This window comes from Acinetobacter sp. YH12098, from assembly GCF_013419235.1.
Lineage (GTDB): Bacteria > Pseudomonadota > Gammaproteobacteria > Pseudomonadales > Moraxellaceae > Acinetobacter > Acinetobacter amyesii.
This window is the reverse complement of the sequence record NZ_VPAO01000047.1, coordinates 1-25,327: the sequence shown is the minus strand read 5'-3', so window position 1 is coordinate 25,327 and position 25,327 is coordinate 1. Positions and strand designations below refer to the sequence as shown.

At 39.4% G+C, this 25,327-nt stretch carries 25 protein-coding genes and 1 riboswitch; of the genes, 16 read left to right on the top strand and 9 right to left on the bottom strand.

Annotated features, from left to right (window positions below; all coding sequences use genetic code 11):
- Positions 1–55 precede the first annotated feature (55 nt).
- The gene (locus tag FTU38_RS14305; RefSeq protein ID WP_180003782.1) at positions 56–706 is read left to right on the top strand and encodes a 1-acyl-sn-glycerol-3-phosphate acyltransferase; all 651 of its coding nucleotides are present in this window, start codon (positions 56–58) and stop codon (positions 704–706) included.
- Positions 706–1,650 (top strand): phosphatidate cytidylyltransferase, encoded by a 945-nt coding sequence (locus FTU38_RS14300; RefSeq protein ID WP_078191012.1) that lies wholly within the window; start codon positions 706–708, stop codon positions 1,648–1,650. The genes FTU38_RS14305 and FTU38_RS14300 overlap by 1 nt, the downstream gene beginning before the upstream one ends.
- A gap of 460 nt (positions 1,651–2,110) precedes the next feature.
- Here FTU38_RS14300 and FTU38_RS14295 read toward each other — a convergent pair whose 3' ends face one another.
- A complete protein-coding gene (locus tag FTU38_RS14295) occupies positions 2,111–3,316 on the bottom strand; it encodes an alkane 1-monooxygenase (RefSeq protein WP_168378673.1) in 1,206 nt (401 codons plus the stop codon).
- Positions 3,317–3,497: 181 nt separating this feature from the next.
- Between FTU38_RS14295 and FTU38_RS14290 the strand changes: the two genes are divergently transcribed.
- A complete protein-coding gene (locus FTU38_RS14290) occupies positions 3,498–4,448 on the top strand; it encodes an AraC family transcriptional regulator (protein ID WP_180003783.1) in 951 nt (316 codons plus the stop codon).
- A 4-nt stretch (positions 4,449–4,452) separates the two neighbouring features.
- Here the strand turns inward: FTU38_RS14290 and lpxB are convergent, their stop codons facing one another.
- Together lpxB and FTU38_RS14280 are read right to left on the bottom strand one after the other, a co-directional pair.
- A complete protein-coding gene (lpxB, locus tag FTU38_RS14285) occupies positions 4,453–5,625 on the bottom strand; it encodes a lipid-A-disaccharide synthase (protein ID WP_180003784.1) in 1,173 nt (390 codons plus the stop codon).
- A gap of 106 nt (positions 5,626–5,731) precedes the next feature.
- Positions 5,732–6,706 carry a GlxA family transcriptional regulator gene (locus tag FTU38_RS14280; protein WP_180111663.1) on the bottom strand — a complete coding sequence of 325 codons (975 nt, stop codon included), beginning with the start codon at positions 6,704–6,706 and terminating at the stop codon, positions 5,732–5,734.
- A 131-nt stretch (positions 6,707–6,837) separates the two neighbouring features.
- Between FTU38_RS14280 and FTU38_RS14275 the strand changes: the two genes are divergently transcribed.
- The 4 genes from FTU38_RS14275 to FTU38_RS14260 all read left to right on the top strand — a co-directional run bounded on the left by FTU38_RS14275 (position 6,838) and on the right by FTU38_RS14260 (position 10,772).
- Entirely contained in the window at positions 6,838–7,719 is an 882-nt protein-coding gene (locus tag FTU38_RS14275; protein ID WP_180003785.1) for an MBL fold metallo-hydrolase, read from the top strand.
- 355 nt (positions 7,720–8,074) lie between these two features.
- Complete coding sequence (locus tag FTU38_RS14270; protein ID WP_078193863.1) at positions 8,075–8,971, top strand: sulfite exporter TauE/SafE family protein; 897 nt, start codon at positions 8,075–8,077, stop codon at positions 8,969–8,971.
- Positions 8,972–9,098: 127 nt separating this feature from the next.
- The gene (locus FTU38_RS14265) at positions 9,099–10,190 is read left to right on the top strand and encodes a 3-deoxy-7-phosphoheptulonate synthase (RefSeq protein WP_143221612.1); all 1,092 of its coding nucleotides are present in this window, start codon (positions 9,099–9,101) and stop codon (positions 10,188–10,190) included.
- Between the two features lie 57 nt (positions 10,191–10,247).
- Entirely contained in the window at positions 10,248–10,772 is a 525-nt protein-coding gene (locus tag FTU38_RS14260) for a protein tyrosine phosphatase family protein (RefSeq protein WP_180003786.1), read from the top strand.
- Here FTU38_RS14260 and ispF read toward each other — a convergent pair.
- Positions 10,760–11,248, bottom strand: coding sequence for a 2-C-methyl-D-erythritol 2,4-cyclodiphosphate synthase (gene ispF / locus FTU38_RS14255; protein ID WP_078193864.1), 489 nt, complete (start codon positions 11,246–11,248; stop codon positions 10,760–10,762). The genes FTU38_RS14260 and ispF overlap by 13 nt on opposite strands.
- A 100-nt stretch (positions 11,249–11,348) precedes the next feature.
- Here ispF and FTU38_RS14250 point away from each other — a divergent pair, with 100 nt between their 5' ends.
- A complete protein-coding gene (locus FTU38_RS14250) occupies positions 11,349–11,999 on the top strand; it encodes a hypothetical protein (RefSeq protein ID WP_180111657.1) in 651 nt (216 codons plus the stop codon).
- Between the two features lie 76 nt (positions 12,000–12,075).
- Here the strand turns inward: FTU38_RS14250 and FTU38_RS14245 are convergent, their stop codons facing one another.
- Entirely contained in the window at positions 12,076–13,317 is a 1,242-nt protein-coding gene (locus tag FTU38_RS14245; protein WP_180003788.1) for a D-amino acid dehydrogenase, read from the bottom strand.
- Between the two features lie 133 nt (positions 13,318–13,450).
- A riboswitch (glycine riboswitch) is annotated at positions 13,451–13,541 on the bottom strand.
- Positions 13,542–13,772: 231 nt separating this feature from the next.
- On the opposite strand from FTU38_RS14245, the gene FTU38_RS14240 reads away from it, so the two are divergent.
- Positions 13,773–14,546: a hypothetical protein gene (locus FTU38_RS14240; RefSeq protein ID WP_180005657.1), complete on the top strand. Its 774-nt coding sequence runs from the start codon at positions 13,773–13,775 to the stop codon at positions 14,544–14,546.
- 435 nt (positions 14,547–14,981) lie between these two features.
- Positions 14,982–15,245: a hypothetical protein gene (locus FTU38_RS16895; RefSeq protein WP_257225731.1), complete on the top strand. Its 264-nt coding sequence runs from the start codon at positions 14,982–14,984 to the stop codon at positions 15,243–15,245.
- A 102-nt stretch (positions 15,246–15,347) separates the two neighbouring features.
- Here FTU38_RS16895 and FTU38_RS14230 read toward each other — a convergent pair whose 3' ends face one another.
- The 3 genes from FTU38_RS14230 to prmB form a co-directional block, all read right to left on the bottom strand.
- Positions 15,348–15,863: a GNAT family N-acetyltransferase gene (locus FTU38_RS14230; RefSeq protein ID WP_180005575.1), complete on the bottom strand. Its 516-nt coding sequence runs from the start codon at positions 15,861–15,863 to the stop codon at positions 15,348–15,350.
- 278 nt (positions 15,864–16,141) lie between these two features.
- Positions 16,142–17,236 carry a chorismate synthase gene (gene aroC / locus FTU38_RS14225; RefSeq protein ID WP_180109164.1) on the bottom strand — a complete coding sequence of 365 codons (1,095 nt, stop codon included), beginning with the start codon at positions 17,234–17,236 and terminating at the stop codon, positions 16,142–16,144.
- Positions 17,237–17,249: 13 nt separating this feature from the next.
- On the bottom strand, positions 17,250–18,260 hold the full coding sequence (gene prmB, locus FTU38_RS14220) for a 50S ribosomal protein L3 N(5)-glutamine methyltransferase (protein ID WP_180111655.1): 1,011 nt from the start codon (positions 18,258–18,260) through the stop codon (positions 17,250–17,252).
- A gap of 311 nt (positions 18,261–18,571) precedes the next feature.
- On the opposite strand from prmB, the gene FTU38_RS14215 reads away from it, so the two are divergent.
- The 6 genes from FTU38_RS14215 (at position 18,572) to FTU38_RS14190 (ending at position 24,665) form a co-directional block, all read left to right on the top strand.
- Positions 18,572–18,877, top strand: a complete 306-nt coding sequence (locus FTU38_RS14215) for a hypothetical protein (protein WP_078191029.1) — start codon at positions 18,572–18,574, stop codon at positions 18,875–18,877.
- 157 nt (positions 18,878–19,034) lie between these two features.
- Positions 19,035–20,408 carry an AarF/ABC1/UbiB kinase family protein gene (locus FTU38_RS14210; RefSeq protein WP_180005577.1) on the top strand — a complete coding sequence of 458 codons (1,374 nt, stop codon included), beginning with the start codon at positions 19,035–19,037 and terminating at the stop codon, positions 20,406–20,408.
- A gap of 241 nt (positions 20,409–20,649) precedes the next feature.
- Positions 20,650–21,936 (top strand): acyl-CoA dehydrogenase family protein, encoded by a 1,287-nt coding sequence (locus tag FTU38_RS14205; protein WP_171263801.1) that lies wholly within the window; start codon positions 20,650–20,652, stop codon positions 21,934–21,936.
- A gap of 29 nt (positions 21,937–21,965) precedes the next feature.
- Positions 21,966–23,165 (top strand): acyl-CoA dehydrogenase family protein, encoded by a 1,200-nt coding sequence (locus tag FTU38_RS14200; protein ID WP_180005578.1) that lies wholly within the window; start codon positions 21,966–21,968, stop codon positions 23,163–23,165.
- A gap of 90 nt (positions 23,166–23,255) precedes the next feature.
- Positions 23,256–23,741: a GNAT family N-acetyltransferase gene (locus FTU38_RS14195; protein ID WP_180109162.1), complete on the top strand. Its 486-nt coding sequence runs from the start codon at positions 23,256–23,258 to the stop codon at positions 23,739–23,741.
- Positions 23,742–24,080: 339 nt separating this feature from the next.
- On the top strand, positions 24,081–24,665 hold the full coding sequence (locus FTU38_RS14190) for a lytic transglycosylase domain-containing protein (protein WP_180111653.1): 585 nt from the start codon (positions 24,081–24,083) through the stop codon (positions 24,663–24,665).
- An 84-nt stretch (positions 24,666–24,749) separates the two neighbouring features.
- On the opposite strand, the gene FTU38_RS14185 is transcribed toward FTU38_RS14190, so the two are convergent.
- Positions 24,750–25,190 (bottom strand): hypothetical protein, encoded by a 441-nt coding sequence (locus FTU38_RS14185; protein WP_180005580.1) that lies wholly within the window; start codon positions 25,188–25,190, stop codon positions 24,750–24,752.
- Between the last annotated feature and the right edge of the window lie 137 nt (positions 25,191–25,327).

Sequence of the window (25,327 nt, the reverse complement as noted above, 5' to 3'; positions counted from 1 at the left end):
ATAATTTGAAGCTATGCCAACTCCATTAGACACTTCAAGGAATGCTCACTCACCAATGAAAGGTAATTTTTTAAGCCGTTCAATTGCTCGCTATATTGCCTTTCTCACTCGTCGTGGTGCGCGGCTGCTCACGGGCGCGCGGAGTCTATGGGTCGGGTGTAAACCTGTAATGAAGCAGCGTATTTATTATGCAAATCATAATAGCCATATCGACTTTATTTTGCTTTGGTCATCACTACCGACAGATCTCAGACGGAAGACGCGTCCTGTAGCGGCTTCGGATTATTGGTTAAAAGATGGCTTTCGGCGTTTTCTCATTCAAGACACGTTTACTGGTGTCACTATTCAGCGAAATCGAGAGCAAAATCAAGATCCCTTAGAACCGATCAAAATCGTATTAGCGCAAGGTGACTCGATTATTTTCTTTCCTGAAGGTACTCGAAATTTAAATGATGACGTTGAATTATTAGAGTTTAAAAGCGGCTTATTTCATCTCAAAAATCAATTTCCAGATGTTGAAATCGTACCGGTATGGATCTCAAATTTAAAACGTGTCATGCCTAAAGGCGCGCTTATACCATTGCCATTATTATCTACCGTTATTTTTGGCAAACCTTTAGAAGCACATAATGCACACAGTAAAACTGAGTTTTTAAACTACGCTCAAGAAGAACTACTCAAATTAAAAGCATTGGAGTATCAATAATGGAATTCACCAATGCGCAAATGACCTATGTATTATTTGGTATCTTTGCAGTTATTTTGATTATTGCCTCAACCATTGGCTCAATACTAAAATTTAAAGCGGGTTATGCACCTGCACCGGTCATCGACAATTTAAATGCGCGGATCAATGCATGGTGGGTCATGTTGTTGGTACTTGGTGTAGCAATTTCATTAGGTAAAATCGCCTTTGTGATCCTGTTTGCATTGATTTCACTCTTTGCTTTACGTGAATTTATTAGTTTACTCCCGACCCGTCGCGGTGATTATCTTCCTTTGCTGATCGCTTTTTATTTTGTCATCCCTTACCAGTATTACTTGGTGTATATCGACTGGTACGGGCTATATTCTATTTTTATTCCGCTGTATGTGTTTCTTCTTATCCCTATCGCTACACTCAAAGCTGAAGATACCACGCGATTTTTGGAGCGTAGCTCAAAAATTCAATGGGGACTGATGATCAGCGTATTCTGTATTTCGCATGTACCTGCGCTATTAAACCTCAAACTTCCCGGATTTGAAGGTGAAAAAATTTGGCTAGCGATCTGGCTGATCATGGTGGTACAAGCCTCCGATGTCTTACAATATGTCTGTGGCAAGCTATTTGGAAAACACAAAGTCGCACCGATACTTTCACCATCTAAGACCGTAGAAGGATTAATCGGAGGCATTGCTTTAGCCACTGCACTAGGCGTTGCTATGTCATGGCTTACACCCTTCAGCTATCTACAGGCTGCATGTATTGGTTTTATTGTTTGTATATTTGGTTTCTTTGGTGGACTTGTCATGTCAGCCATTAAACGCGATCGTGGTGTAAAAGATTGGGGACAGCTCATCCAAGGCCATGGTGGCATGCTCGACCGAATTGATTCCATCTGCTTTTCAGCACCGATTTTTTTCCACATTTTGCGCTATTGGTGGTCTTAAGAAATGACTAAGTTTTAAACAGAAAATTTGGGATCTTAAATGGTGTTACGCACGTAGAATTAATTTCACATTTTAAAAATGATTTTTAAGTCTATGCGACAGTGTCTTACATCTAAGGATTGAATAAAGGTATTAGCCTTCGGCTGGAGATACTCTTACGAAACGTTGTTTCTCATTCGGCAAAGTGAGAAGCGAAGCTTCGCAAGGAAACCATCTTGCGGTGAATGCACCTCACAGACAAAACTCTTTCACTAGCGTCAAATTATTCAAAGTATCGCAGAAACATTTTTGATTACAATTAGTCCTGTCTCAAACAGTTGCGGATGATGTTACCGTGTATCGTTCTTTTATTTGAATCAACGTGCGCTTCTGATGTTACTGCGTAACTTCAGTTAATAATACGCACAATAAAAAAATCCCAAGCAAACAATCTTGGGACACTTCTCATCAGGTATTCGATTTAAACGTCTGAAACTGCAAACTTTTTAAAAATACTTGCACGACGTTTAGGATGAATATTGGCTTTAGTTAAATCACCTTGATAGTGATCATAGACACGTTTATCCATCATCTTAAACCATATAGAGGGTACTAAAGCAGGAATTAGCATAGTGGCATAGCCGCTAGGCAACTCTGGGGCTTCATCAAAATGTCTTAATGCCTGAAATGGACGAGTCGGATAAGCATGATGGTCTGAATGTCGTTGTAATTGATACAAAAATAGATTGGTCACAATATTATTGTTATTCCAACTATGTTCAGGCATGGTTCGCGCATAACTTCCATCCGCTTTTTGCTCACGCTTCAGGCCATAATGTTCAATATAATTAATAATTTCAAAAAGGCTGATTCCATAAAAGGCCTGTGTAACTAAATACGGTGTCACGCCTTTACCAAACATTTTCAGCATCGCGGTATGAAAACCAGCACTCATCGCCCAACCATGAAACAGCTCATTGTCCTTCGAAAAGAAACTTAAACCTTTACGTTTTAAGCGTTGTTTCTCAATCTGCACCGCCGATTTAATTCCACCAAATACAGTGCGTGGCCAAAACTCATAAAAGGTTTCGCCCATTTTTGAGGATGCAGGATCTTCAGGTGTTGCCGCACGTTTATGGTGTCCATAAGGATGTTCAATGCGGAAATGGCTATAACCCAAAGGTGCGAGCGTCGCATGTGCCCAATAATGGTCTTTTTTATGAGGTCGATGGCAGAGTTCATGTGCTGTATTTACACCGACGCCATTGATGGCACCCATCGAAATCCCAAGTAGAACTTGATCTAATAATGAAACATCTTTACGGGTAACCACATAGCCAGCAAAAGCATTCGCTGCCATTTGCAGTGGAATAAATAATTTGACGATCCGATCATAATAGGGATCATTCACTAAAACTTTGATGTCATCATCTGTCGGGTTATTGGCATCATCACCGATCAGTGCATCTAGTGCAGGAATAATGACATGCAGTAGAAGCGGCCCGCCCATGGCAAATAGTTTTTTTGTCGGTTTTGGACCAAAATGATAACCCGCCAAGATCCCCATACCAATGACTGGTAAACCTGGACTCAATAGCCAACCATAACGTTTTTTATCTAAAACACTACCGATTTTGCTTTCTAACTGAGCGAGCTGCTGTTCATTTAATTTTACTGGTGCATTCATGCGCTAGACTTCCCTAATTACTTCTTCTGTGTTTATATTCGTAAAATATGGGCAGCCAGAACAGTTTTAAGCGTCCAAAAAAACTATGTGATCGTCTTTGGCATTTAAGGATAAATGTTGACCTTTAAGCACATAGTGACCATCTATAAATACAAAATTAATATGAGTAAATATTTGAAATATGGATGCTTTAAGTAAAATTTTTGATGATATCCATCTCCACCGATCTGAATATATTTATTTGAGATCAAAGCATCCTTGGGCTTTTCATTTTCAAGATCTTAACGCCATGGTTGCGTATGTGGTGATTCAAGGTCAGTGTGTTGTGCATATAGATCAAGAGCAGGTCTTACTTGAAGCTGGCGATCTTTGCCTTATTCCCTCAGGGCAAAATCATCACTGCAAATCTATACAGTCTGATGTCTTGGTCGAATCAATAAACATCACGCCACTGTTTCAAGAGCAACGAAATAAAACCATTGAATTAAATTCTGCCGAATCTCATGAAGCAGAAGAATTATTTGTACTAGCGATCCGTGGACATGTCGACAGCATTATGGCAAAGCCTTTAGTGAATGCCCTCCCCACGCTGTTACATACACCACATATCATGAGCAGTACCGCACCGGAATGGTTGCAAATTGGCTTACATTTTCTGGCCGTTGAAGCGCATCAGATCCGTCCAGGCCGTGACAAAATTTTGGATCATTTGGTGAGTATTTTATTTATCGAATGTGTGCGTGATTATATTGCAGCCTTGTCAGATTCAAGCAGTTGGTTGCATGCCTTGAGTCATCCTGAATTATCCAACGCTTTGGCCGCGATTCATGAACAACCGCAGCATGCTTGGACCGTCGAAAGTTTGGCAGAACAATGTTGTATGTCGCGTTCTAAATTTGCCAGTTTATTTACTCAAATGCTCGGTGAATCACCACTCGCCTATTTGCAGCAACATCGTTTGCGACTGGCAACACAGCACTTACAAATGGGGCAACTCACTATTCAGCAAATTGCCCATCGTATAGGTTACTCATCTGAAACGGCATTTAGCCAAACTTTTAAAAAGTTTTATGATCTCACACCGAGCCAGTATCGACAGCAGCATCAGCTCGCAAAAACTGAGTCATCTTAAAGGTTTAATCTAAAAGCTTTAAAATCGCTTCCACAGGGTTTTCACTGTTACCTGAAAGCAGTTGTTTATGCATGGTGATGTGCTGCATCACTTGAATTTGCGATTTTTCAGCATCCATCAAGCTTTCAATTTCTGCTGCTAATTTTTCAGGCGTTGCATCATGTTGGATGAGTTCCTGAATCACCTTTTTGCCCGCAATAATATTTGGCAATGAATAATACGGAATTTTGATCAGCAATCTCACCACATGATAGGTCAGCCAATTTAACTTATAAAAGGTCACCATTGGACGGTGTAAAAGCATCGCTTCTAAAGTCGCTGTACCCGAAGCCAAAGCGACAATATTCGATGCGTTCATCACCTGACGGCCAATTTTAGATTCGGTATCGGTGTTTTCCATCAAGCGAACTTTGGCTTGTAATGCTTCAGGAAACTGCTTGAGCAACACTTCGATTTGCTGTTTACGTGCATCATTGATTGCAGGAATCAGGAATACATAGTCTGGATGCTGCTCCGTCAAAATCTTTGCGGCAGACAGCACCAAAGGCCCTAAGCGCTCAATTTCCCCGCGACGGCTGCCCGGAAGTAATGCAATGTGTTTTTGATGCTCATCTAAGCCTAACTCGTGTTTAGCCGCAACGAGTGGATTATCTAAAGGCAACTGACTTGCCAATGGGTGTCCGACAAATGCAGCCGGAACTTGCCATTTTTGGAAAAACGCTTTTTCAAATGGAAATAAGCAAAGGACTAAATCAATACTTGCTTTAATGCCATGTACACGCCCTTGACGCCACGCCCACACTGAAGGGCTAACATATTGTACTGTTTTAATTGGTAGCTGTTTTTGCTTCAAGCTCTTGGATAAACGCAAATTAAAATCCGGCGCATCAATCCCCACAAAAACATCGACAGGATTTTCAGTCCATTTTTCAACCAGACCATCGCGTACAGCAAAGAGTTTTTTAATATCTTTTAAGACTTCAACAATCCCCATCACCGATAAAATATCCATCGGATAATAGCTGTTAAAGCCTTCTGCAATCATTTGCGGACCACCGATGCCTTCAAATTCCGCATCGATCCCTTGCTCTCGAAAACTACGGATAAGCTTGGCGCCTAATGTATCCCCGGATACTTCCCCAACCACGATGCCAATTTTAAGTTTCCGATTTTGCAAAAGTCTGTCCTTTTAACTCAATGTTCTTTAGCTATAGATTCTATACGAGTCCTTCGCAAAGTTAATAGATTTCCAAAAAAAAGCTGCACGTCATTAATTCAACATTTTAAGAATAATCATCACTGCTACTTAGCTGCTGATTAAAATTTTTCCGCCAATGGTTCGGATTTGTGCCGTATTTATTCTTAAACAATTTACGAAATAGCACTGCGGTATTAAAACCAGAGGCTTCCGCAATTTTATCAATCGAATAATCTGTCACTTCAAGCAATTCAGCCGCATATCGCAGTCTTTCATTATTTAACCAAGTGACAATAGGCAGCCCTGTTGCATGTTTAAAATGTCTGATCAGTGTCCTTCTACTCATATTGGAATAAACGGCAAGTTCTTCAATAGTGTGCGGTTTCGACAGGTTATGCCGTAAATAATCGAGTAAACGATTGATCTCCGTATCGTAAGTCATTGTAGAAATCGGCTGTTCAATAAATTGCGCCTGTCCGCCCTCACGATGGGTTGGAATTACCATCAATCTCGATATTTTATTGGCAATTTTTGCCCCGTAGATTTCCCCGACTATGTATAAACAACAATCTAAAGCAGCCCCCGTACCTGCGGAAGTAATGATGCCTGCATCTTCAATATATAAAGCATCTTTATCTAAGTTCACACATGGAAATTTTTGCTTAAAATCGGCACTGCCAGCCCAATGTGTCGTGACCTGTTTGTGGTCAAGTAACCCAGCATACGCCAATGGATATGCGCCATAGCAAAGGCCTGCAATCTTGATTCCCTTTTCATGTACCTTTTGTAAGGCTGTCATCAGCTCATGATCTGGCTTTTGATGGATATCATCCCAGCCCGGGATAATTACAAGGTTAGCATCAAGCATCTGCTCTAAGCCGCCATCAGCCTGAATCATGACCGTCTTTTCAGTACTGATGGGCATTCCATCAACCGAAAACGTCGTTACTTCAAATAATTTCTGTCCCTCTATTTCAATATTAAATATGGTTTGCGGGACTGAAAAATGAAACAGCGGAATATTTGGATATATAAACAACGCAATTTTAGGTATAGACATCACGTGGCTATTCATAAATAAAGCCATTATACCATTTGGCCTAATAGTTTCTATTTATGTCTTTAAGGACAATATGTTTAAAGCATTTATTTCCCAATAATAAAGTCATCTTTGTTATACGAATGCTTTTTATGAAAACATTTTTAAGCTATACGTTTTTAGCGACTGCTTTGGTTATCGGCTCTGCTTCGGCATGGGCAAATCAAGACAAAGTCCGTGATATTTCTAAAATCACTCAAGTTCAAGAAATACGCAATGCGACGGTCAAAATCAGCTATACAGATACGACCTTTTTAGTAGATCCGATGTTTGCACCCAAAGGGTTCTATGAAGGGTTTCCAAATACACATCGGAGTTATTTACGTAATCCATTGGTGGATTTACCGCTTAAAGCCGAAACCATTTTGGCGAATGTCGATGCCGTGATCATTACCCATACTCATCTCGACCATTGGGATGATGCTGCGCAAGCGGAGATTCCTAAAACGCTGCCGATCTTTGTCCAAAACAGTCAAGATCAAAAGACCATCCAATCCCAAGGCTTTAAAGATGTACGCGTATTAACGAAAACCACATTTAAAGGCGTGACGTTAACCAAAACTGGTGGACAACACGGTACGGATGCAATGTATCGTGTCCCGGAGCTGAAAAAAGGCTTAGGTGAAGCCATGGGGATCATTTTTGAAGCCTCAGGACATGAAACCATTTATTTGGCGGGTGACACGATATGGCGCCCTGAAGTGGATCAAGCCATTCAAAGCTCCCAACCTGATGTGATTATTTTGAATACAGGCAACGCCTTAGTCGATGGATTTAAAGAGTCGATTATTATGGGCAAAGAAGACACCTTACGCGCTGTGCAACAATCACCGAAAGCTAAAATTGTCGCTGTGCATATGGACGCCATTAACCACATGTCGTTAACGCGTGAACAACTGGCAGCCTATGTAAAAGCTCAAAATATTCAGGATAAAGTGTTGATTCCTTTAGATAGCGAAACCTTATCTTTTTAAAGCATATTAGTCTTTGCAGCAGTGGACTTTATGTTCACTGCTGCATATATCGATAAATATCAAATCGAAAGCTAGGATGATAAAACTTAGTGTGTTTTGAGTGATTGGAAATCCACTTCAGATAGTCAACGCCTTATATTCAAAATATATGATTTCACTGCAGCATAATCTCCATTTGAACTATCAACCATCTGAGAAATCCATAATCAATAACTTAGCTTAGAAATAATTCATTTATTTCAAAATTAAAATCATTCTTTATCTATTTTTTTCACAAGCAAATCACTAATCGAGACAACGACTTATATCAATTAGTCATAAGATATGCACGTTTTTTGATATTTGGCATTCAGCGATGGTCGGTCCTTTAGAGTTCATTCTGGCAGGTGTAATTGTAGGTTTCTGCGTAGGTATTACCGGTGTTGGCGGTGGTTCATTGATGACCCCGATCCTGATCAGCCTGTATAAAATTGAACCTCATATTGCGATTGGCACAGACTTACTATATGCCGCAATTTCAAAATTTTGTGGTTCTTTAGTTCATGCACGTAAAATGAATATTGTATGGACCATTGTTATTTGGCTTGCAGTCGGCAGTATCCCTGCGTCTTTTGCGACCCATTGGGTACTGGAAAACTATCTGAGCCAATCGACACATTACAAAACGGTATTAACCATGTTTTTGGGTTTTATGCTGACGATTACTGGGATCTCAATTATTTTCCGTGGTCATATCGAAAAATTCTTTAATAAATTTCGAAAAACTGATCAGTTGGATGATATGAGTGCGGATCTTGAACGTATCAATTTCCAAGCTAAAAATAAGCGTGCATATATCATCATCATGGGGATTATTTTAGGCGTATTCGTTACCCTATCGTCTGTTGGTGCAGGTGCCTTCGGTATTATGGCTTTGGTGCTTATGTTCCCGAACTTACCGATGATTCGTATTATCGGCTCTGACGTCGTACATGCCGTGCTTCTTACACTGGTTGCAGGCTTGGGTCATATGAGCTCAGGTAATGTCGATTTTCATTTATTGGGTTGGTTATTGGTTGGTTCTATTCCAGCGATTGTTGTCGGAACTTTGATCAGCTCACGTTTACCAGAAAAAGTGATTCGTAAAGTCTTAGGCATTACCTTGTTTGTTTTAGGCATGAATTTCATCATTAATCCAGTAAAATCAAAACCTGTTGAAAAACCAACAACTGCAATGTTGATCGCACCGACGGTGAATAGTCAGCAGGTTTAAATTAACTGCCCGATTCATCACTTTTTTTTCAGAGACTTATTGATCTTTTTTATAACATTTGAATGCTATATTCATGTTATATTCGGCTCACGAAACAACCTTTTGTATAATCAAACCAGTGACGGCAATGAATACTTTACAGTCAAATTCTATTACCCAAAACGACATTGATGACGTGAATGTAAAAAGCATTCAGCCTCTTGTTACTCCTGCAGAACTAAAAAAAGAGCTACCTCTGACTGAAACTGCCTATCAAACAGTCCTTAAGGGCCGTGAAACTGTACGTAATATTTTAGATGGAAATGACAAACGTCTTTTTGTTGTCATTGGTCCATGTTCAATTCACGACACAGTCGCTGCACATGATTATGCTGACCGTTTAAAAGTTTTAAGTGACAAAATCCAAGATACAATTTATGTCGTGATGCGTGTGTATTTTGAAAAACCACGTACCACTGTGGGTTGGAAAGGTCTAATTAATGACCCTGACATGAACGATTCTTTCAACATCGAAAAAGGCTTACGTATTGGTCGTAAACTTTTACTTGAATTGAATGAAAAAGGTTTGCCTTGTGCAACCGAAGCACTCGATCCAAACTCACCACAGTACTACCAAGATCTTATCTCTTGGTCAGCAATTGGTGCGCGCACCACTGAAAGCCAAACACATCGTGAAATGTCTTCTGGCCTGTCTTCACCTGTGGGCTTTAAAAATGGTACAGATGGCGGTTTAACCGTTGCGACCAATGCCATGCAATCTGTTAAACATGGTCATAGCTTCTTGGGCTTAAGCGACCAAGGTCAAGTTTCTGTTATTCGTACCAGTGGTAACCCATATGCACACGTTGTACTTCGTGGCGGTAACGGTAAACCAAACTACGACGCAGGTTCAGTTGCAGATGCCGAAGCGGCATTAGCCAAAGCAAAAGTTAGTGGCAAAATCATGATTGATACCAGTCATGCAAACTCAAACAAAGACCCGTACCTACAACCCCTTGTTCTGAAAAATATTACTGAACAAATCCTTGACGGAAACAAGTCAATCGTGGGTATTATGGTAGAAAGTCACTTAAAAGGTGGTCGTCAGGATATTCCTGCCAACCTATGTGACCTCGAATATGGTAAATCAGTGACTGATGGCTGTATCGATTGGGATACGACTGAAAAAGTCTTGTTAGAGATGCATGAAGCACTTAAAGACGTGTTACCGACACGCTAAGTGAATGAAAAACGCCATCTTCGAGATGGCGTTTTACTTTGAAGGATTATTTATCAGATGAATGAAATCGAAAATGCGTTAAGTCACATTGAAAACTTCCAATATATACATGAACACTTATTAACGTCAGGACAACCATCTCCTTCTGAGCTTCAAACGATTAAAGAATATGGTGTTTCAACAGTTATCAATTTAGCATTGACTGATGCATCCAATCATATCGAGCATGAAGACCGCATTTGCCTAGATCTAGGCCTGAACTATATCCAAGTTCCAATCTCTTGGGATACCCCTTCAGATGATCAATGCCTATTAGTACTTGATATGATTGACCATTTGGTTCAAGGTCAAACGGTTTGGCTACACTGTGCGAAAAACTTCCGTGTCAGCAGTTTGATGTATTTATATCGTCAATACTATATGGATGTTGATATGCCAAAGGCTCAAGAATTTATGCATCAAATTTGGGAACCTAATGAAACATGGACAGGTTTAATCCATGCGGTTGCCTTACAACTCCAAGGCCGTAAAGCAACTCAAGATTTACAACATGCGCTGATCCATCCAGATCATTTTGCGTGAGAAATCAGTACAGTTGCGGTAGAAAGAATTCCTTCTTGGCGACCAGTAAACCCTAATTTTTCGGTGGTGGTCGCTTTGATGCTAATTTGTGTAACTTCAACATCCATAACATTTGCGATACTTTGACGCATTTCTAAATTATGTTTTGCTAGTTTAGGGCGCTCACAAGCCACGGTAATATCAGCATTATTAAGTACATATCCACGATCTAAAATCATTTGGTAGACGTGTTTTAAAAGTACTCGACTATCGGCACCTTTAAATTTTGGATCTGTATCTGGAAAATGCTGACCAATATCTCCAAGTGCCAAAGCTCCTAATAATGCATCACAAAGCGCATGCAATACCACATCACCATCTGAATGTGCTTTGAGTCCATGTGTGTGTGGAATTTGAACACCAGCAAGCGTTACAAAATCACCTTCTTCAAATGCATGCACATCCATGCCCTGACCGATACGAATTTGAGCTATCATGCTTGAGTTCCTTGAGAAAATAATGATTGAAATCTTGTATTCACGCTTTCTATTTCGCTATAGTGTGGGCAAGCGCAACATAGTGAAAGTATAAGCGATCATGCTGTTGAAAACTGAAATAAATATCATCAAAAAATTCGGACTGGTTCTGCTAATAGTTTCTGGCCTAGCGACGTTTACGCATGCAGAAAAGATAGACTGTGATCATGCCAATACTCATGCAAAAAAAAATTACTGTTCTAACGGTTTTGAAGAACAACGTGAAAAGCTAGATGGGCTTTTTTTAACAGCGCAGTTGATTACCGATGCCCCAATACGCTTGCTGATAGATACGCAAAAATTATGGTACAGCCGAGTTCAGCAATGCAAAAACTTGGAGTGTTTTAAACAACAATTCGAGCTTCGCTATGAAGATTTGAATATTTATACCTCAATGAACCAAAGTTTAACGCAGCATTATCTTAAATTTGAAAATGGCCATTTTGCGACATCACCTGTACATTTAAAAGTGCATCAACTGGGCAAAGACAGCATCAAAATCGAAGGCATTGCCTATCGTAATCCGAACAATCGAGTTGAAACACAAACCATTCCATTTTTAGCTTACACAACACCCGAACAAAAAAATCAAATCACCGATAATGAACACGACTGCAAATATCAGTTCAATTACAGTAAGGCCTTACTCTCAGTAAAAACCGAACAAAAAGGCTGTGAACGTTTTGCAGGGATTTATCGTTTATATGATTAAGATCAAATTCGAATGACTTAGAAAAATACAAAAAAGCCTCAACATTGAGGCTTTTTTGATGTCTACAATATGTCAGTTAAATCGGATGTGTTTGCTGCACTTGCTGGCTGATCATTGCAGCTGTTGCCGCAGATAAAGTCCATCCAAGGTGACCATGCCCTGTATTATAGAAAATATGATCTCGCTTACCTGCATGCACTACTGGCATCATATTGGGCATCATTGGTCGTAAACCCGCCCACGGCACCACATGTTCTGTTGATAGATTAAAATTACGATTCGACCAATCAATTAAAGGCTGAATGCGATCGGCACGAATATCTCGGTTATAGCCATTAAACTCTGCCGTACCTGCAACACGGAGTCGATTTGCACCTAAGCGTGAAGTCACAATTTTGGCACTTTCATCCAACAGACTTACCCAAGGCGCATTGGCCTGACTTTGTTCATCATTTAAATTAATGGTGATTGAATATCCTTTGACTGGATACACATTTACGCGATCACCGAGTTTATGTGCAAGTTCATAACTACCTACGCCACCACAGACCACTACAGCATCTGCCTCAAGTATGCTATCTGCATCAGGATTTTCCATATTTTCATCACTGGCTTTTAATCGAACATTGACACCTTTTGTATGATGCTCAAAGTCAGTCACCTCAAAACCCCACATATATTTCACATCAAAGCGTTCCGTTGCTTTGGCAAGCTGCGTTGTAAATTTATGGATATCTCCAGTGGCATCACCCGGACAATAAAAGCCTCCATAGTATTCACCTGTCAGACTAGGCTCAATGTCACGGATTTCAGCTAATGTCACAGGATGACGCTCTAAACCACCTTCACAGAGCATATTATTAACTTGAGTCGCCACCTCATAATCATGTTGATTATGAAAGAAATGTAAAATGCCGCGTTTTTCTAAATCAAACTGCAAGTTTTCATGCTCAGCAATTTCAAATAAACGCTGACGTGCCATCAATGCAAGACGGACGGTCTCGTGAGTATTTTCACGGTAATCTTTAATATGCCCCATAAACTCAAAGAGCCATGAATATTTGTGTAGATTAAAACTTGGATTTAATAATAATGGCGCGGTTTTTTGTGACATCCATTTGATGCCTTTCACTACCGTTGCTTTTTGGTTCCAGACTTCAGCATTACACGCTGATAATTGTCCACCATTGGCAAACGACGTTTCCATCGCAGGATAAAGATGTTTATCGACCACAGTGACACGATAACCGAGTAATCCGAGTTCGTAAGCTGTCGTTACCCCAGTAATACCTGCACCAATCACAACAATATGACACATATAGGCTCCTTGGAAATTATATTTCCTATGTTCGCCCCATCTGTCATTGTTACCTGAGAGCTTTGGTTCCTTGCGAAGCAATGTGAACCTTCCCCTTCGGTGAGTAGGTCTAGCCTACTTCTCTCCAGATTTTTATATGATTACAGTCCTTTTGCCTGAGAGTTTCCTGGGGGAACTTGCTCCTTCGGCGAGCACGATCTGTGCTTCTCTCCTGCAATCATCCATTCGTTTTTTTATTCGGCATTCATCTTGGTATTGCCTTAGTTAGATATGAGCAATATTTGTACCAAATCTCAAGTCCTATTTGGGTCAATATTGTTAAATAATATTTTTATATCGATTTAAGTTATTAGGTTATAAATTTAAAATCAATTTTTTTATACCTAAATACTTCATCTTTAAAATAAAGGTTTAAAATACTGAATGAAATTTATATCTAGAAAGATTGAAGTTTTATGTCGGATTCTACCCTTTTCTCTTGCTTTGCATCTGTGATCAAAACACATTCTATTGAAGAATTAACTCAAAGTGATTTACTCCGTCTTAAAACTCTGGGAACTATTCAAAGCTTTTATGCACCATTCGAGGCCATAAATCATGATGCAAAAGTGGTCATCGTCGGCATCTGCCCAGGCCAACAACAATGGCGTAATGCATTAATTGCAGCGAAGGACGGCGTAGAGCAGCAATTATCTGAGGAAAACATACTTAAACTTGCCAAGAATAGTGGTGCTTTTAGTGGTCCTATTCGTAAAAATTTAACTCAACTGCTAGATCATATTGGATTACAGAATCAATTAGGCATACAGACCACTGCAGAGCTATTTAGCAATCATCAAGATATGGTGCAAATGTGTTCGGTTTTACAGCAATGTATTTTGGTCAATGGAAAAAATTATGCAGGCTCAACGCCCGCAATGTTGAAAAATGAATTATTAAAACAACATATTGATGATTATTTTATTCCTATGATTCAACAGCTTCCGAACGCAATTTATATACCGCTAGGCAAAGGTGTAGATGAGGTTTTAAATTATGTAAGCAGCTTAGGCTATTTAAAAGATCAGCAGATTTTAGCAGGACTTCCCCATCCATCGGGTGCGAATGCTGAACGGATCAAATATTTTTTAGGCGAAAAACCACGTGACCAATTGTCTCGACAAACCAATCCCGAGCAGATTGATAGCGCAAAATCACAGATCTTACTTAAGTTATCTAAATTTCAATGAAATAAGATTTACATCACTTAATAATATTTTTTTATTTGAATATCGACCACTTATATCAAAGCAGTGCTCAAACAAAACTAGAAAAGTGTGATGTATTTTACTTTTTTGTTTTTTCTGTGTGAATATGCGCCAAAATAAATATTGCTTATAAAAATAACGCTAACATGGAAAAACACATGAAAAATTATTTAGTTCTAGGATTTACACTCCTACTACTCACAGGTTGTATTACCGTACCTAAAAATAAACCTGAAACAAGAACCTTGAAGCTAAAAGGTGTGAATACCGTTGAAAACAGTAACGTAATCCAACGAACCATTACTCGAGGTCAATTACTGTACTGGACAAAAATGTCCTGAACTTGCAATTGATTAGCAAAAGAATAAAGGTGAGTATGCACTTTCACTGCATTCTTATGATCAACAGCAGCTTGATATGAATGAAATATCTTTTGTGATCGACGGCAAAGTATTGTCTTATCCTGCAATAGGTCAAACAAATTATGGTCGCTTAGATAATTCAAATGTGATTGATTCTTCTAATACCGTGATGATCCCAGATACTGTGCTTAAACAATTTTGTGACGCAAAAGATATTGCGGTGATTATGAATACCAACCAAGGTGAAATCGCACACTATATGCTAAAAAACCAAAAATCATCAGATGCCTACCGACTATTTTTACGTGCTTACTCTTAAGCCCAAATAGTCTAAAATCAAAATCCCAAAAGTTAGTGTATGTTTTTTGGGGATTTTTTATTCATCTCGCTTTATAAATTGATCAAATGCATCACATGGTCTTTATTTTATTCGTTTAATTAATTGTTTAATTGTCAGTTCACAAATCGGTTGACCTACCTCTAGATGAAGAGGATAGGCTTGATTTTCATCTGTAAGCTTATAGCCACGTCGTTGATAATATTTTATTAATTCTAAACGCCGATCAATCACATACATCACAAATTCTTCAACATTGGGTTCAATCAACATCGCTTGCTGTTCTGCAAATTGCAATAATTTTTTTCCTAAGCCCTGAGCTTGCTCATTTGGATGAATTGCAAAATGACCAATTTCACAGCTCTTCCCCTGCATTTGAATACCAATACACCCCATGATCTGCGCATGTACCGACTCAATCACATATAAATGAAAATCCCTTTTTTGTAAGAGTTGACTGAGTTGAGACACATTTATTCGATTTCCTCGAACAATATGATGTTCTGTCGTCCAACTCTTGGGATGATTTTCCCGATAGGCTGTATTCATTAAGCTTTCAAGCTGCTGAATATCACCAAGTAAAGCATTTCGTATATTCATATTTTTTTGCTATTTATTTTCATAGGCCTAGTTTACCGAAATAAAAAAACCAGACAATTGTCTGGTTTTTTTATGCAATTTTCTCATCAGTGTGACTTGCTAAAGCTATTCACCAACCGCGTTCGGAACAAAGCAACGCTTTGTTATTTATCCACTGTGACTCGCTAACGCTATTCACTAACCGCGTTCGGAACAAAGCAACGCTTTGTTATTTATCTACTGTGACTCGCTAACGCTACTCACCAACCGCGTTCGGAACAAAGCAGCGCTTTGTTTCCTCACTTGGGTTCAATTGGGGCAAATGGTGCGACTACATCCGCATTTTGTGCGCGGTTACGCATGAAGTGATCCATAAGCACAATTGCCAACATCGCCTCTGCAATTGGTGTCGCACGAACACCGACACAAGGATCATGGCGACCTTTGGTCAACACATCAGTATCTTCACGATTAATCGTGATGGTTTTACCCGGCGTAGTAATGGAAGCTGTTGGTTTCAAGGCGATCGCAACACGAATGTCCTGACCACTCGAAATACCACCCAAGATGCCCCCAGCATGGTTTGCCAAGAAACCATCCGTAGTTAACTCATCACGTGTTTCATGACCAAACTGCTCAGCAACACCAAAGCCATCACCAATTTCCACACCTTTTACGGCATTGATGGACATCATGGCATGTGCAATATCTGCATCTAAACGATCAAATACAGGCTCGCCCCAACCAACTGGCACTTGCGTCGCAATAATTTCCAGTTTGGCGCCACAGCTCGTTCCTTGTTCACGAAGTGACGTTACGAGAGCTTCAAAACGTGGGACGGCATCTGCATCACCACAGAAAAATGGGTTATTCGGAACTTCATTCCAGTCCAATTTCTGTGCTTTTTCGGTACCAATTTGCGTTACATGACCACGAATTTCGATACCGAATTTCTCAAACAAGAATTTTTTAGCAATCGCACCTGCAGCAACACGCATCGCAGTTTCACGAGCACTCGAACGGCCACCACCACGATAATCACGGAAACCATACTTATGTGTATACGTATAGTCTGCATGCCCCGGACGGAAGGTTTGTGCAATGTTGCCATAATCTTTTGATTTTTGATCTGTGTTACGGATCAATAGACCAATCGATGTACCGGTCGTTTTGCCTTCAAATACGCCTGAAATAATTTCAACTTCATCGGGTTCTTTACGCTGAGTCGCAAACTTAGATGTGCCCGGCTTACGACGATCCAGATCCTTTTGCAAATCGGCTTCAGTCAGTTTAATACCCGGTGGAACCCCATCCACAATGGCCATCAGACCAACGCCATGAGATTCACCACAAGTCGTTACACGGAAGAGTTGCCCTATACTATTACCTGCCATGTCAAACGACTCCTTATGCTTGAACAGATTGAATGAATAAATCTCGGTATTCGCGGCATTGAGCAGCAGTCAATGCAAAGATACCTGTACCGCCTTTTTGGAACTGTAACCAGTAAAAATCAACGGTATTGAAGTTTTGACGCATTGCCCATTCTGAGTTACCCACCTCAATCACAATTAAGCCATCTTCAGTCAAGTAATTTGCAGCTTGTGCCAACATTTTACGCACAAGATCCAAACCGTCTTGACCCGCAGCAAGCGCCATTTCAGGTTCATGGTGGAATTCTTCTGGTAAATCTGCCATGTCTTCAGCATCCACATATGGTGGATTCGACACGATCAAATCATATTGATTTTCTGCTGGAATTTTGGCGAATAAATCAGACTCAAGTAAAGCCACTTGATATTGTTTATTGTGGTGTTCACAGTTAATTTGTGCCACTTCGAGTGCATCTTTAGATAAATCTGTTGCATCAACTTCAGCGTCTGGGAATGCATAAGCTAAAGCAATCGCGATACAACCCGAACCCGTACACATATCTAAAATGCGCTGAGGAGTTTTTGGATTGGCATTTTCAGGTAGATTATTAACTGCAGCACCCATTTCGCCATTTTCACCTAAGCAATATGGCGCAAAACGGTTTTCAATTAACTCTGCAATTGGAGAACGTGGAATCAGTACACGTTCATCGACATAAAATGGCTTACCAAAAAAATATGACAAGTTAAGTAAATAAGACGTTGGAACTTTTTCATTAATACGACGTTCTAACAATGCTAAAAATTCTGCAACTTCACTTGGCAATAATTTCGCATCTAAGATTTCCGCATCTGCATTCCAATCTAGAGATAACGTTTGTAAAACCAATGCTGAGCTTTCAGCAAAATAGTCTTCTGTACCTTGTCCTAAGTGGGCATCATATTGACGTAAAGCTGTTACCCCAAAGCGGATATAATCACGAATTGTAGATAGGTTTTCAGCTGCTTCCTGTAAATGTTCAGGGCTAATAGTCGGTCGATCCACTTAAGGCGTCTCCAGTTCATAATTTTTTAAACGCCCTATGATACCTTGTTTTGATGCTATTTATAATAAAAATACGGCATTATTCACCGCTTGAAAGCATTTCATAACCGTATATATGAGGTCTGATACATTCACTGAAATGAAATGTGTACTTTAGGCCTTTCTTCAGCATTTTATAAAACCAAATAGATGAAAATTACGAATAAAAACCAATTCAAGCTCAATTGTTTAGCAATTTGTACTTGATCCTAAGCTTTATTTTCTTAAAATCATCCCCATACAAACAGTTAAATTTTAAATGCGGAGCTCCAATGAGCTATAAGCACAATAACCTCATGGCTATGCGTCAAAGCTATTGGGAAGACACTCAGTCTTTAAACGTGCAAACTGAAAAGGCATTTTTTCAGCAACTACTGATCGAACATCAAGTTTTCCCTGATGCGAGTCTAGAAAACGCACGTACCCTATTTTTTAGCTTACCGAGCATTATTATTGTCAAAGGTTATGCTGCCGGATTTAAAGACGAATCTGTCCAACATCTTATTCATCAACATATTGAAGAACATAAAGCTGCATTGATGCAAAATGATACGGTAAAAATCAAATATCGTTTATAGTTTTATTTCCAATGTGCCTGTCTACGTGGCATCTTGCTTAAGTTTGCAAATGCTTACTGCATATTCAGTAAGTTGAACTATTTTAATACGTTAAGAAACGTTAAAATTAGCTACAATGTATTTTTCTGCGAATTGCTGATTAAAGGATTTAATTTACATGTCAGATCAGAACGATAAGCTCAAACACTTGAAAACGTCTTCTATGGATCGACGCTTATCTATCGCAAAGGCATCGCTACTTGCGGGAACTCGTTGGGCAGCATCAAACGCCACTTCTATTTTTTCGAGTGAAGAAGAAAAAGAGAAAAAGCGTAAAAAAGCCATGAAAGATCAGGCTGAATATCTCGTCGCAGAAATTGGTAAATTAAAAGGTTCAATTGTAAAAATTGGGCAAATGATGGCGTTGTATGGTGAACATTTTCTGCCTGAAGAAATCACCCAAGCCCTCAACACCTTGAACAATCAAACAGTTGCATTGGCATGGCCAGCCATCAAAGTCCAATTACAAAATCAACTTGGCTCAAAACTTGATGATCTCGTGATTGATCATGAGCCACTTGGCACTGCGTCTTTGGCACAAGTTCACCGTGCAAAACGTAAATCTGATGGTTTAGAACTGGTTTTAAAAATCCAGTATCCGGGTGTGGCAGATGCCATCGATTCGGATATGAATCTATTCAAAAACATGCTCAAACTGACACGAATGGTGCCTCAAACGCGTGAATTTGATCAGTGGTTTGATGAAGTTCGTGAAATGATGCATCGTGAAGTAAATTATAAAATCGAAGCAGATACCACTCGCCGTTTTGCAGCACGCTTAAAAGAAGACCCACGCTATATCGTGCCGCAAATCATTGAAGGTTATTCAACACCTCAAGTGCTGTGTATGACCTTTGAACGTGGTGTGCCGATTAATAGCCCTGTAATGCTATCACTTCCTCAAGAGCGCCGTAATGCCTTAGGTGAAGCATCACTTGAAATTGCCGTACGCGAAATTTTTGAATGGGGTGAAATGCAAACCGACCCTAACTTCGGAAACTATTTGGTCCGTTTAGGCAATGGTGCGGATGTGCCAGATAAAATTGTTCTCCTCGACTTTGGTGCGATCCGTCAGTTCGATGAGCATCTATTAGGCGTTGCGCGTAATTTGATTACCGCGGGTTACCATCACAGCTCTGAGCAAATGGTCAAAGCGATGACAGGTTATGAGTTCTTTGATGGTATTCCACAAAGTATTAAACCTGATATGGCTAAAGTCTTTTTGTTAGCGACAGAGGCATTTAGTAGCACTGAAAATAACCCAAACATCCCTGCTGGTGTTATGGACGAACAACAACGCTATGACTGGAAAAAAAGCCAATTACATAGCCGTGTGATGCAACAAGCGTCAAAATCGATGGCATCTCGCTATTTCTCAGTTCCACCTAAAGAGTTTATGTTTATTAGCCGTAAATTTATCGGTGCATATACCTTTATGACCGTCATTGAAGCAAAAACCAATGTTCGTCGTATGATTCAAAAATATCAATAATCATTCAATACAGACCTTAAAACTTGGCTGACTCAAATGTCAGCCAAGTCAATTTTAAAATAACAATACTTTTAAGCCTTTTTACTTTTCTATTCTTAATTAATCATTTAGCTATCGAATCCCACCTAATCTCGCCGTTTATCTTTGACAATCATGCATGTCATTTATGACATGGTTTTTCTATCTTTGGCATGTCAGCATTAAATAAGAACAACGCAAATGGAAAACAACAATGACCAATATGGTAAACAAGGCACAAGGATTTGGACTCTCACTTTTAACGAAAATTGCCGGAAGTGATGTACTCGATCAGTTTAAACTGCGCAAATTTGTTGAAAAATCTTTGTATCAAAGCTCAAAAGCTGGTTTTAAAACCCTGAGCCAGACGCAAAAAGTATTTCAGACCAACAAAGATGTGCATAAGCAACGTTTGCCTAATCAACAAAAATCATTATTTGATTTAAACCTGACTGAAGAACAACAAATGACTGCTGATGCGATGCAGCAGTTTGCCACAGAAGTCTTGTATCCACTTGCTCATCAAGCCGATCAAGAGGAAAGATTTCCTGAAGCGTTATGGCAACATATCCAAGATCTAGGTCTAAATTATTATGCCTTACCTGAAGATTTGGGTGGCGTCGCGGCAGAAAAAAATATCATTAGCAATATCTTAATTGCTGAACAATTGGCTGAAGGTGACTTTAGTTTAACAGCAGGTTTACTGTCGACGTTTAGCTGCATCAATGCCATCACCCAATGGGGTTCCGAATCTGTTCAAGCAACCTACTTAGCGGCATTTGCAGATGATTCAGCCCTACGTGCAAGCTTTGCGGTTCAAGAGGCAACAGCGGCATTTAATCCCTATCAACTTAAAACTCACGCGATTGCTGATGGCCAGCAGTATAAAATCAGTGGGGAGAAAACCTTAGTCCTTCTAGGTGAACAGGCAGATGTGCTGTTAGTGAGTGCCATGCTCAATGGGCAGCCTGAAGTTTTTATTGTGCAACGTGACCAGAGCATTAGCGCAAAAAAAACACCTGCTATGGGTTTGAAAGCCACTGAAACGGTAACTTTAAAATTTGATCAGACCCCTGCCCAACGCTTAGGCGATCAAGATTTCAATTACACCTCATTTATCGATCTTGGCAACTTAATGTGGTGTGCCATGGCTGTTGGCACCGCAACTGCAGTCAAAAAATATTGCATTCAATATGCAAACGAACGTACAGCTTTTGGAGAGCCAATTTCGCACCGTCAAAGTGTGGCATTTATGATTGCAGATATGGCAATCGAAATTGATGCCATGCATATGCTCATCCTAAACGCAGCAAGTCTAGCCGAAGCCGGCAAGCCATTTCATCGTGAAGCCTATTTAGCCCGCGTGCTATGTGCTGAAAAGTCAATGAAAATTGGGACCGATGGCGTGCAAATATTAGGTGGTCATGGCTTTACCAAAGAACATCCCGTAGAACGTTGGTATCGAGACTTACGTGCCACAGCGATTCTTCAATCTGGCTTACATGCATAATTCAGCAAAATAAAAACAAGGAAATGTCCATGAACTTACAAAATCCGAAAAAATTTAAATTGCTGATCGACCAAGCCCATGAAGTCGCTTTAAATGTTCTACGCCCTATTTCACGTAAATATGACAAAGCCGAACATGCCTATCCTAAAGAGTTAGATATGTTATCTTCCCTCGTTGACGGTATGAATGATGGCGGTGATGGCATGAATGCAGGTGCCGCCGTCAATAAACGTGGCGACACAGACACGGGTAATAAAAACGGTGTCAATATGTCAACAGCCCTCAGTATCATCGAAATGTGCTATGGAGATACAGGCCTGTTACTCAGTATGCCTCGCCAAGGGCTTGGAAACTCGGCTATTGCAGCAGTAGCCAATGATGAGCAACTAGAACGCTTAAAAGGAACTTGGGCCGCTATGGCCATTACAGAACCCAATTGCGGCTCTGATTCTGCTGCAATTAGGACAACAGCGACGAAAGATGGTGATGAATACATACTCAATGGTGAAAAAATCTTTGTCACCTCGGGCGAACGTGCTGATTCAGTGGTGGTTTGGGCAACGCTAGATAAAAAATTAGGTCGAGCAGCGATTAAATCCTTTGTGGTTGAAAAAGGTACACCAGGAATGACTGTAGAACGCCTAGAACATAAATTGGGTATTAAAGCTTCTGATACTGCTGCCATTAGTTTTGTAGATTGTCGTGTCCCTGCTGCAAACTTATTAGGCAATGCTGAAATTGATGTAGCAAAGGGTTTTGCTGGGGTTATGGAAACTTTTGATAATACTCGCCCACTCGTTGCTGCGATGGCTATAGGCTGTGCAAAGGCATCTTTAGAGCGAATTAAAGAAATCTTCAAAGATGAACTAGATGAGCAGTATTCAACACCGATCTTACAAAGCTCGAATATTGCTGCACAAATCTACCGAATGGAAGCAGACTGGGAAGCAGCACGTCTACTCATGCTCAAAGCCGCATGGATGGCCGACAACAAAAAACCTAACTCACGTGAAGCATCCATCGCTAAAGCAAAAGCAGGCCGTGTAGGTAATGAAATCACGTTAAAGTGTGTAGAGCTCGCAGCGGCAGTTGGTTATAACGAAGATGAATTATTGGAAAAATGGGCACGTGATTCAAAAATCCTTGATATATTTGAAGGAACACAGCAAATTCAACAATTAATCGTTGCACGACGTGAACTGGGTAAAAGTTCAAGCGAATTAAAATAATTACTTTGCTTGAGCAATTTGAAACTTAAAGATGGATTTTTATATAGGATCAGTCTATAAAACAATCCATCTTTTTGTTTTTCGATGATTATGTTTCAGATCCGACCACTTCAAATTGAAGATAATGCAAGCATTGCCAATGTCATTCGCACAGTTTCCAAAGAATTTGGATTAGCACCTGAATCAGGATTTGCCGTTGCAGATCCAATTTTAGATGATTTATATCACGTTTATGCGCAAGCAAATGCACAATATTGGGTTATTGAAAATCAACACGGTACAATTTTAGGTGGTGGCGGCCTTTCTCCTTTAGTTGGAGACTCAAGCATTTTAGAAATCCAAAAAATGTATTTTATGCCTGAATTACGTGGTCATGGCTTAGCCAAAGATATTTTAGAACTTTGTTTTCAATTCGCCAAAGATCATAATTTTAAAGCATGTTATTTAGAAACTACACATACACTTGGGCAAGCGGTGAAACTCTATGAAAAAGTAGGATTTGAACACTTACAAGCTCCCAAGGGCAATACAGGTCATAGCCAAGCATGCGAAATTTGGATGCTTAAAACGCTTTAAATAAAATTAGATTCTACAAATTTCACTGGAAAGATTTACAGCTTTATCAAATACAGTTATTTGATGAATGGATATTCTAGTTTTTTATAACTAAAGTTCTCGGGATTTGAATGTTCCCATAATCTTAATAAGTACCATGTTAAGAGAGAAATACTGATTCAATTAACACGATCTTTTTCTCTCTTCACTTAAAAAATCATGTAATTTGAGTACATTTCCATCAATTCTTACAATTTCACTGTACAGAGCATCTTAAGAAAATATTGACCTCTAAGTCTCCAGTTCATAATATCGCTTTAGAAATTACACTTAGCCATGATTATTTTAAAGTGAATATAAATGCAGAATGTACTGAATAAAACTCGCCTTTCAACTCGTCTTTCGTCGCTCCTAAGCGCTCACAGCTTAAAGTTTTCAACTGTTATTATATCTGTAACCCTGATTTCTGGATGTTCATCACTAGGTGGTGGCTCTGTAGAAAAACGTGCAGTTAAACTTTCATCAGGGATCCAAAAGGCCTATTCAGTCAATCCTGAAACTGCAAATCGAGTGTCACCCTACATTGTGCAAACTGCCGATCAATACAACTTAGATCCTTTACTACTGGCTGCCGTTATTCGCCAAGAATCAACTTTCCGCCCTTATGTCAGTTCTCCTGCAGGTGCAGTCGGTTTAACTCAGGTGATGCCACGTTATTGGCAAGCAACATGCCCTGGGGATTTATATGACGAATTAACCAATATTAATTGTGGGTCATTTATTTTAACTAAATATAAAAATGCCGCTGGCAGCATGCCAAAAGCTTTAGCCTACTATAATGTCGGACCTACTGCTTATAACACCAATCGAAAAATGAAAAAACAAGGCAAACGTTATGCAAAACAAGTTAAAGAACATCAAAATAATTTAAAAAGTTCCTTATAATTTCTAAAAATTTAATCTTTTATTTAACCATATAGACCTAACTAAGCTTAAGAGGATAAATTTTGTTAGGTCTAATCTCTTCAATTATTTCATAGATTGACGCATTTTATCTTCATCAAAATATTGCGCAAATGATGCAATACGTTTTTCAACAATTGGATTTTTCATCAGATTTTCAGCTGCACGATTTCCCAATAGTTCAAATGCTTTACCTAGAGCATTTGTTCCTTCATTTTCTGTAACAGCTTTGATTTCAGCATTACAACGTTTAGTAAATAAATCTTGAAATAGAATAGCCATATTTTTATCAATTTTTTGTATCTCAACTGGCGTTACTTTACTATATTTAGAAATTTCTGGATGTGCTGAAAATGCCAAATAAATCCAAGCTGTTAAGTTCTGACTCTCTTTTGCTGAAATTTTATTTACCAAACATTCACTTAGTTTATCCTGATACACACCGGCTGTAGTATTGAAAGAAACAAATGCAAATAAAACTGTAGCTAATAATTTTTTTAAAAACATCTTAAATACCCTATAGCTAAATACCAAATAAATCATTACAGTAATCTTTAAATAATTTATCAATATCTTTAACTCTAAACTTAGTTCGAATCGCCTTGACTCGTGACCACATATTTTCTATTGGATTTAAATCTGGA

Excerpts from the sequence above, each read along its gene's own strand:
- FTU38_RS14190 (WP_180111653.1), top strand. The coding sequence starts at position 24,081 with ATGCAGAATGTACTGAATAAAACTCGCCTTTCAACTCGTCTTTCGTCG.
- FTU38_RS14185 (WP_180005580.1), bottom strand. The coding sequence starts at position 25,190 with ATGTTTTTAAAAAAATTATTAGCTACAGTTTTATTTGCATTTGTTTCT.
- FTU38_RS14280 (WP_180111663.1), bottom strand. The coding sequence starts at position 6,706 with ATGTCTATACCTAAAATTGCGTTGTTTATATATCCAAATATTCCGCTG.
- FTU38_RS14275 (WP_180003785.1), top strand. The coding sequence starts at position 6,838 with ATGAAAACATTTTTAAGCTATACGTTTTTAGCGACTGCTTTGGTTATC.
- FTU38_RS14290 (WP_180003783.1), top strand. The coding sequence starts at position 3,498 with ATGGATGCTTTAAGTAAAATTTTTGATGATATCCATCTCCACCGATCT.
- FTU38_RS14210 (WP_180005577.1), top strand. The coding sequence starts at position 19,035 with ATGTCAGATCAGAACGATAAGCTCAAACACTTGAAAACGTCTTCTATG.
- FTU38_RS14295 (WP_168378673.1), bottom strand. The coding sequence starts at position 3,316 with ATGAATGCACCAGTAAAATTAAATGAACAGCAGCTCGCTCAGTTAGAA.
- FTU38_RS14300 (WP_078191012.1), top strand. The coding sequence starts at position 706 with ATGGAATTCACCAATGCGCAAATGACCTATGTATTATTTGGTATCTTT.
- aroC (WP_180109164.1), bottom strand. The coding sequence starts at position 17,236 with ATGGCAGGTAATAGTATAGGGCAACTCTTCCGTGTAACGACTTGTGGT.
- FTU38_RS14195 (WP_180109162.1), top strand. The coding sequence starts at position 23,256 with ATGTTTCAGATCCGACCACTTCAAATTGAAGATAATGCAAGCATTGCC.
- FTU38_RS16895 (WP_257225731.1), top strand. The coding sequence starts at position 14,982 with ATGAATGAAATATCTTTTGTGATCGACGGCAAAGTATTGTCTTATCCT.
- FTU38_RS14215 (WP_078191029.1), top strand. The coding sequence starts at position 18,572 with ATGAGCTATAAGCACAATAACCTCATGGCTATGCGTCAAAGCTATTGG.
- FTU38_RS14200 (WP_180005578.1), top strand. The coding sequence starts at position 21,966 with ATGAACTTACAAAATCCGAAAAAATTTAAATTGCTGATCGACCAAGCC.
- FTU38_RS14205 (WP_171263801.1), top strand. The coding sequence starts at position 20,650 with ATGGTAAACAAGGCACAAGGATTTGGACTCTCACTTTTAACGAAAATT.
- FTU38_RS14270 (WP_078193863.1), top strand. The coding sequence starts at position 8,075 with ATGGTCGGTCCTTTAGAGTTCATTCTGGCAGGTGTAATTGTAGGTTTC.
- FTU38_RS14260 (WP_180003786.1), top strand. The coding sequence starts at position 10,248 with ATGAATGAAATCGAAAATGCGTTAAGTCACATTGAAAACTTCCAATAT.
- FTU38_RS14240 (WP_180005657.1), top strand. The coding sequence starts at position 13,773 with ATGTCGGATTCTACCCTTTTCTCTTGCTTTGCATCTGTGATCAAAACA.
- FTU38_RS14265 (WP_143221612.1), top strand. The coding sequence starts at position 9,099 with ATGAATACTTTACAGTCAAATTCTATTACCCAAAACGACATTGATGAC.
- FTU38_RS14245 (WP_180003788.1), bottom strand. The coding sequence starts at position 13,317 with ATGTGTCATATTGTTGTGATTGGTGCAGGTATTACTGGGGTAACGACA.
- FTU38_RS14250 (WP_180111657.1), top strand. The coding sequence starts at position 11,349 with ATGCTGTTGAAAACTGAAATAAATATCATCAAAAAATTCGGACTGGTT.
- ispF (WP_078193864.1), bottom strand. The coding sequence starts at position 11,248 with ATGATAGCTCAAATTCGTATCGGTCAGGGCATGGATGTGCATGCATTT.
- FTU38_RS14305 (WP_180003782.1), top strand. The coding sequence starts at position 56 with ATGAAAGGTAATTTTTTAAGCCGTTCAATTGCTCGCTATATTGCCTTT.
- FTU38_RS14230 (WP_180005575.1), bottom strand. The coding sequence starts at position 15,863 with ATGAATATACGAAATGCTTTACTTGGTGATATTCAGCAGCTTGAAAGC.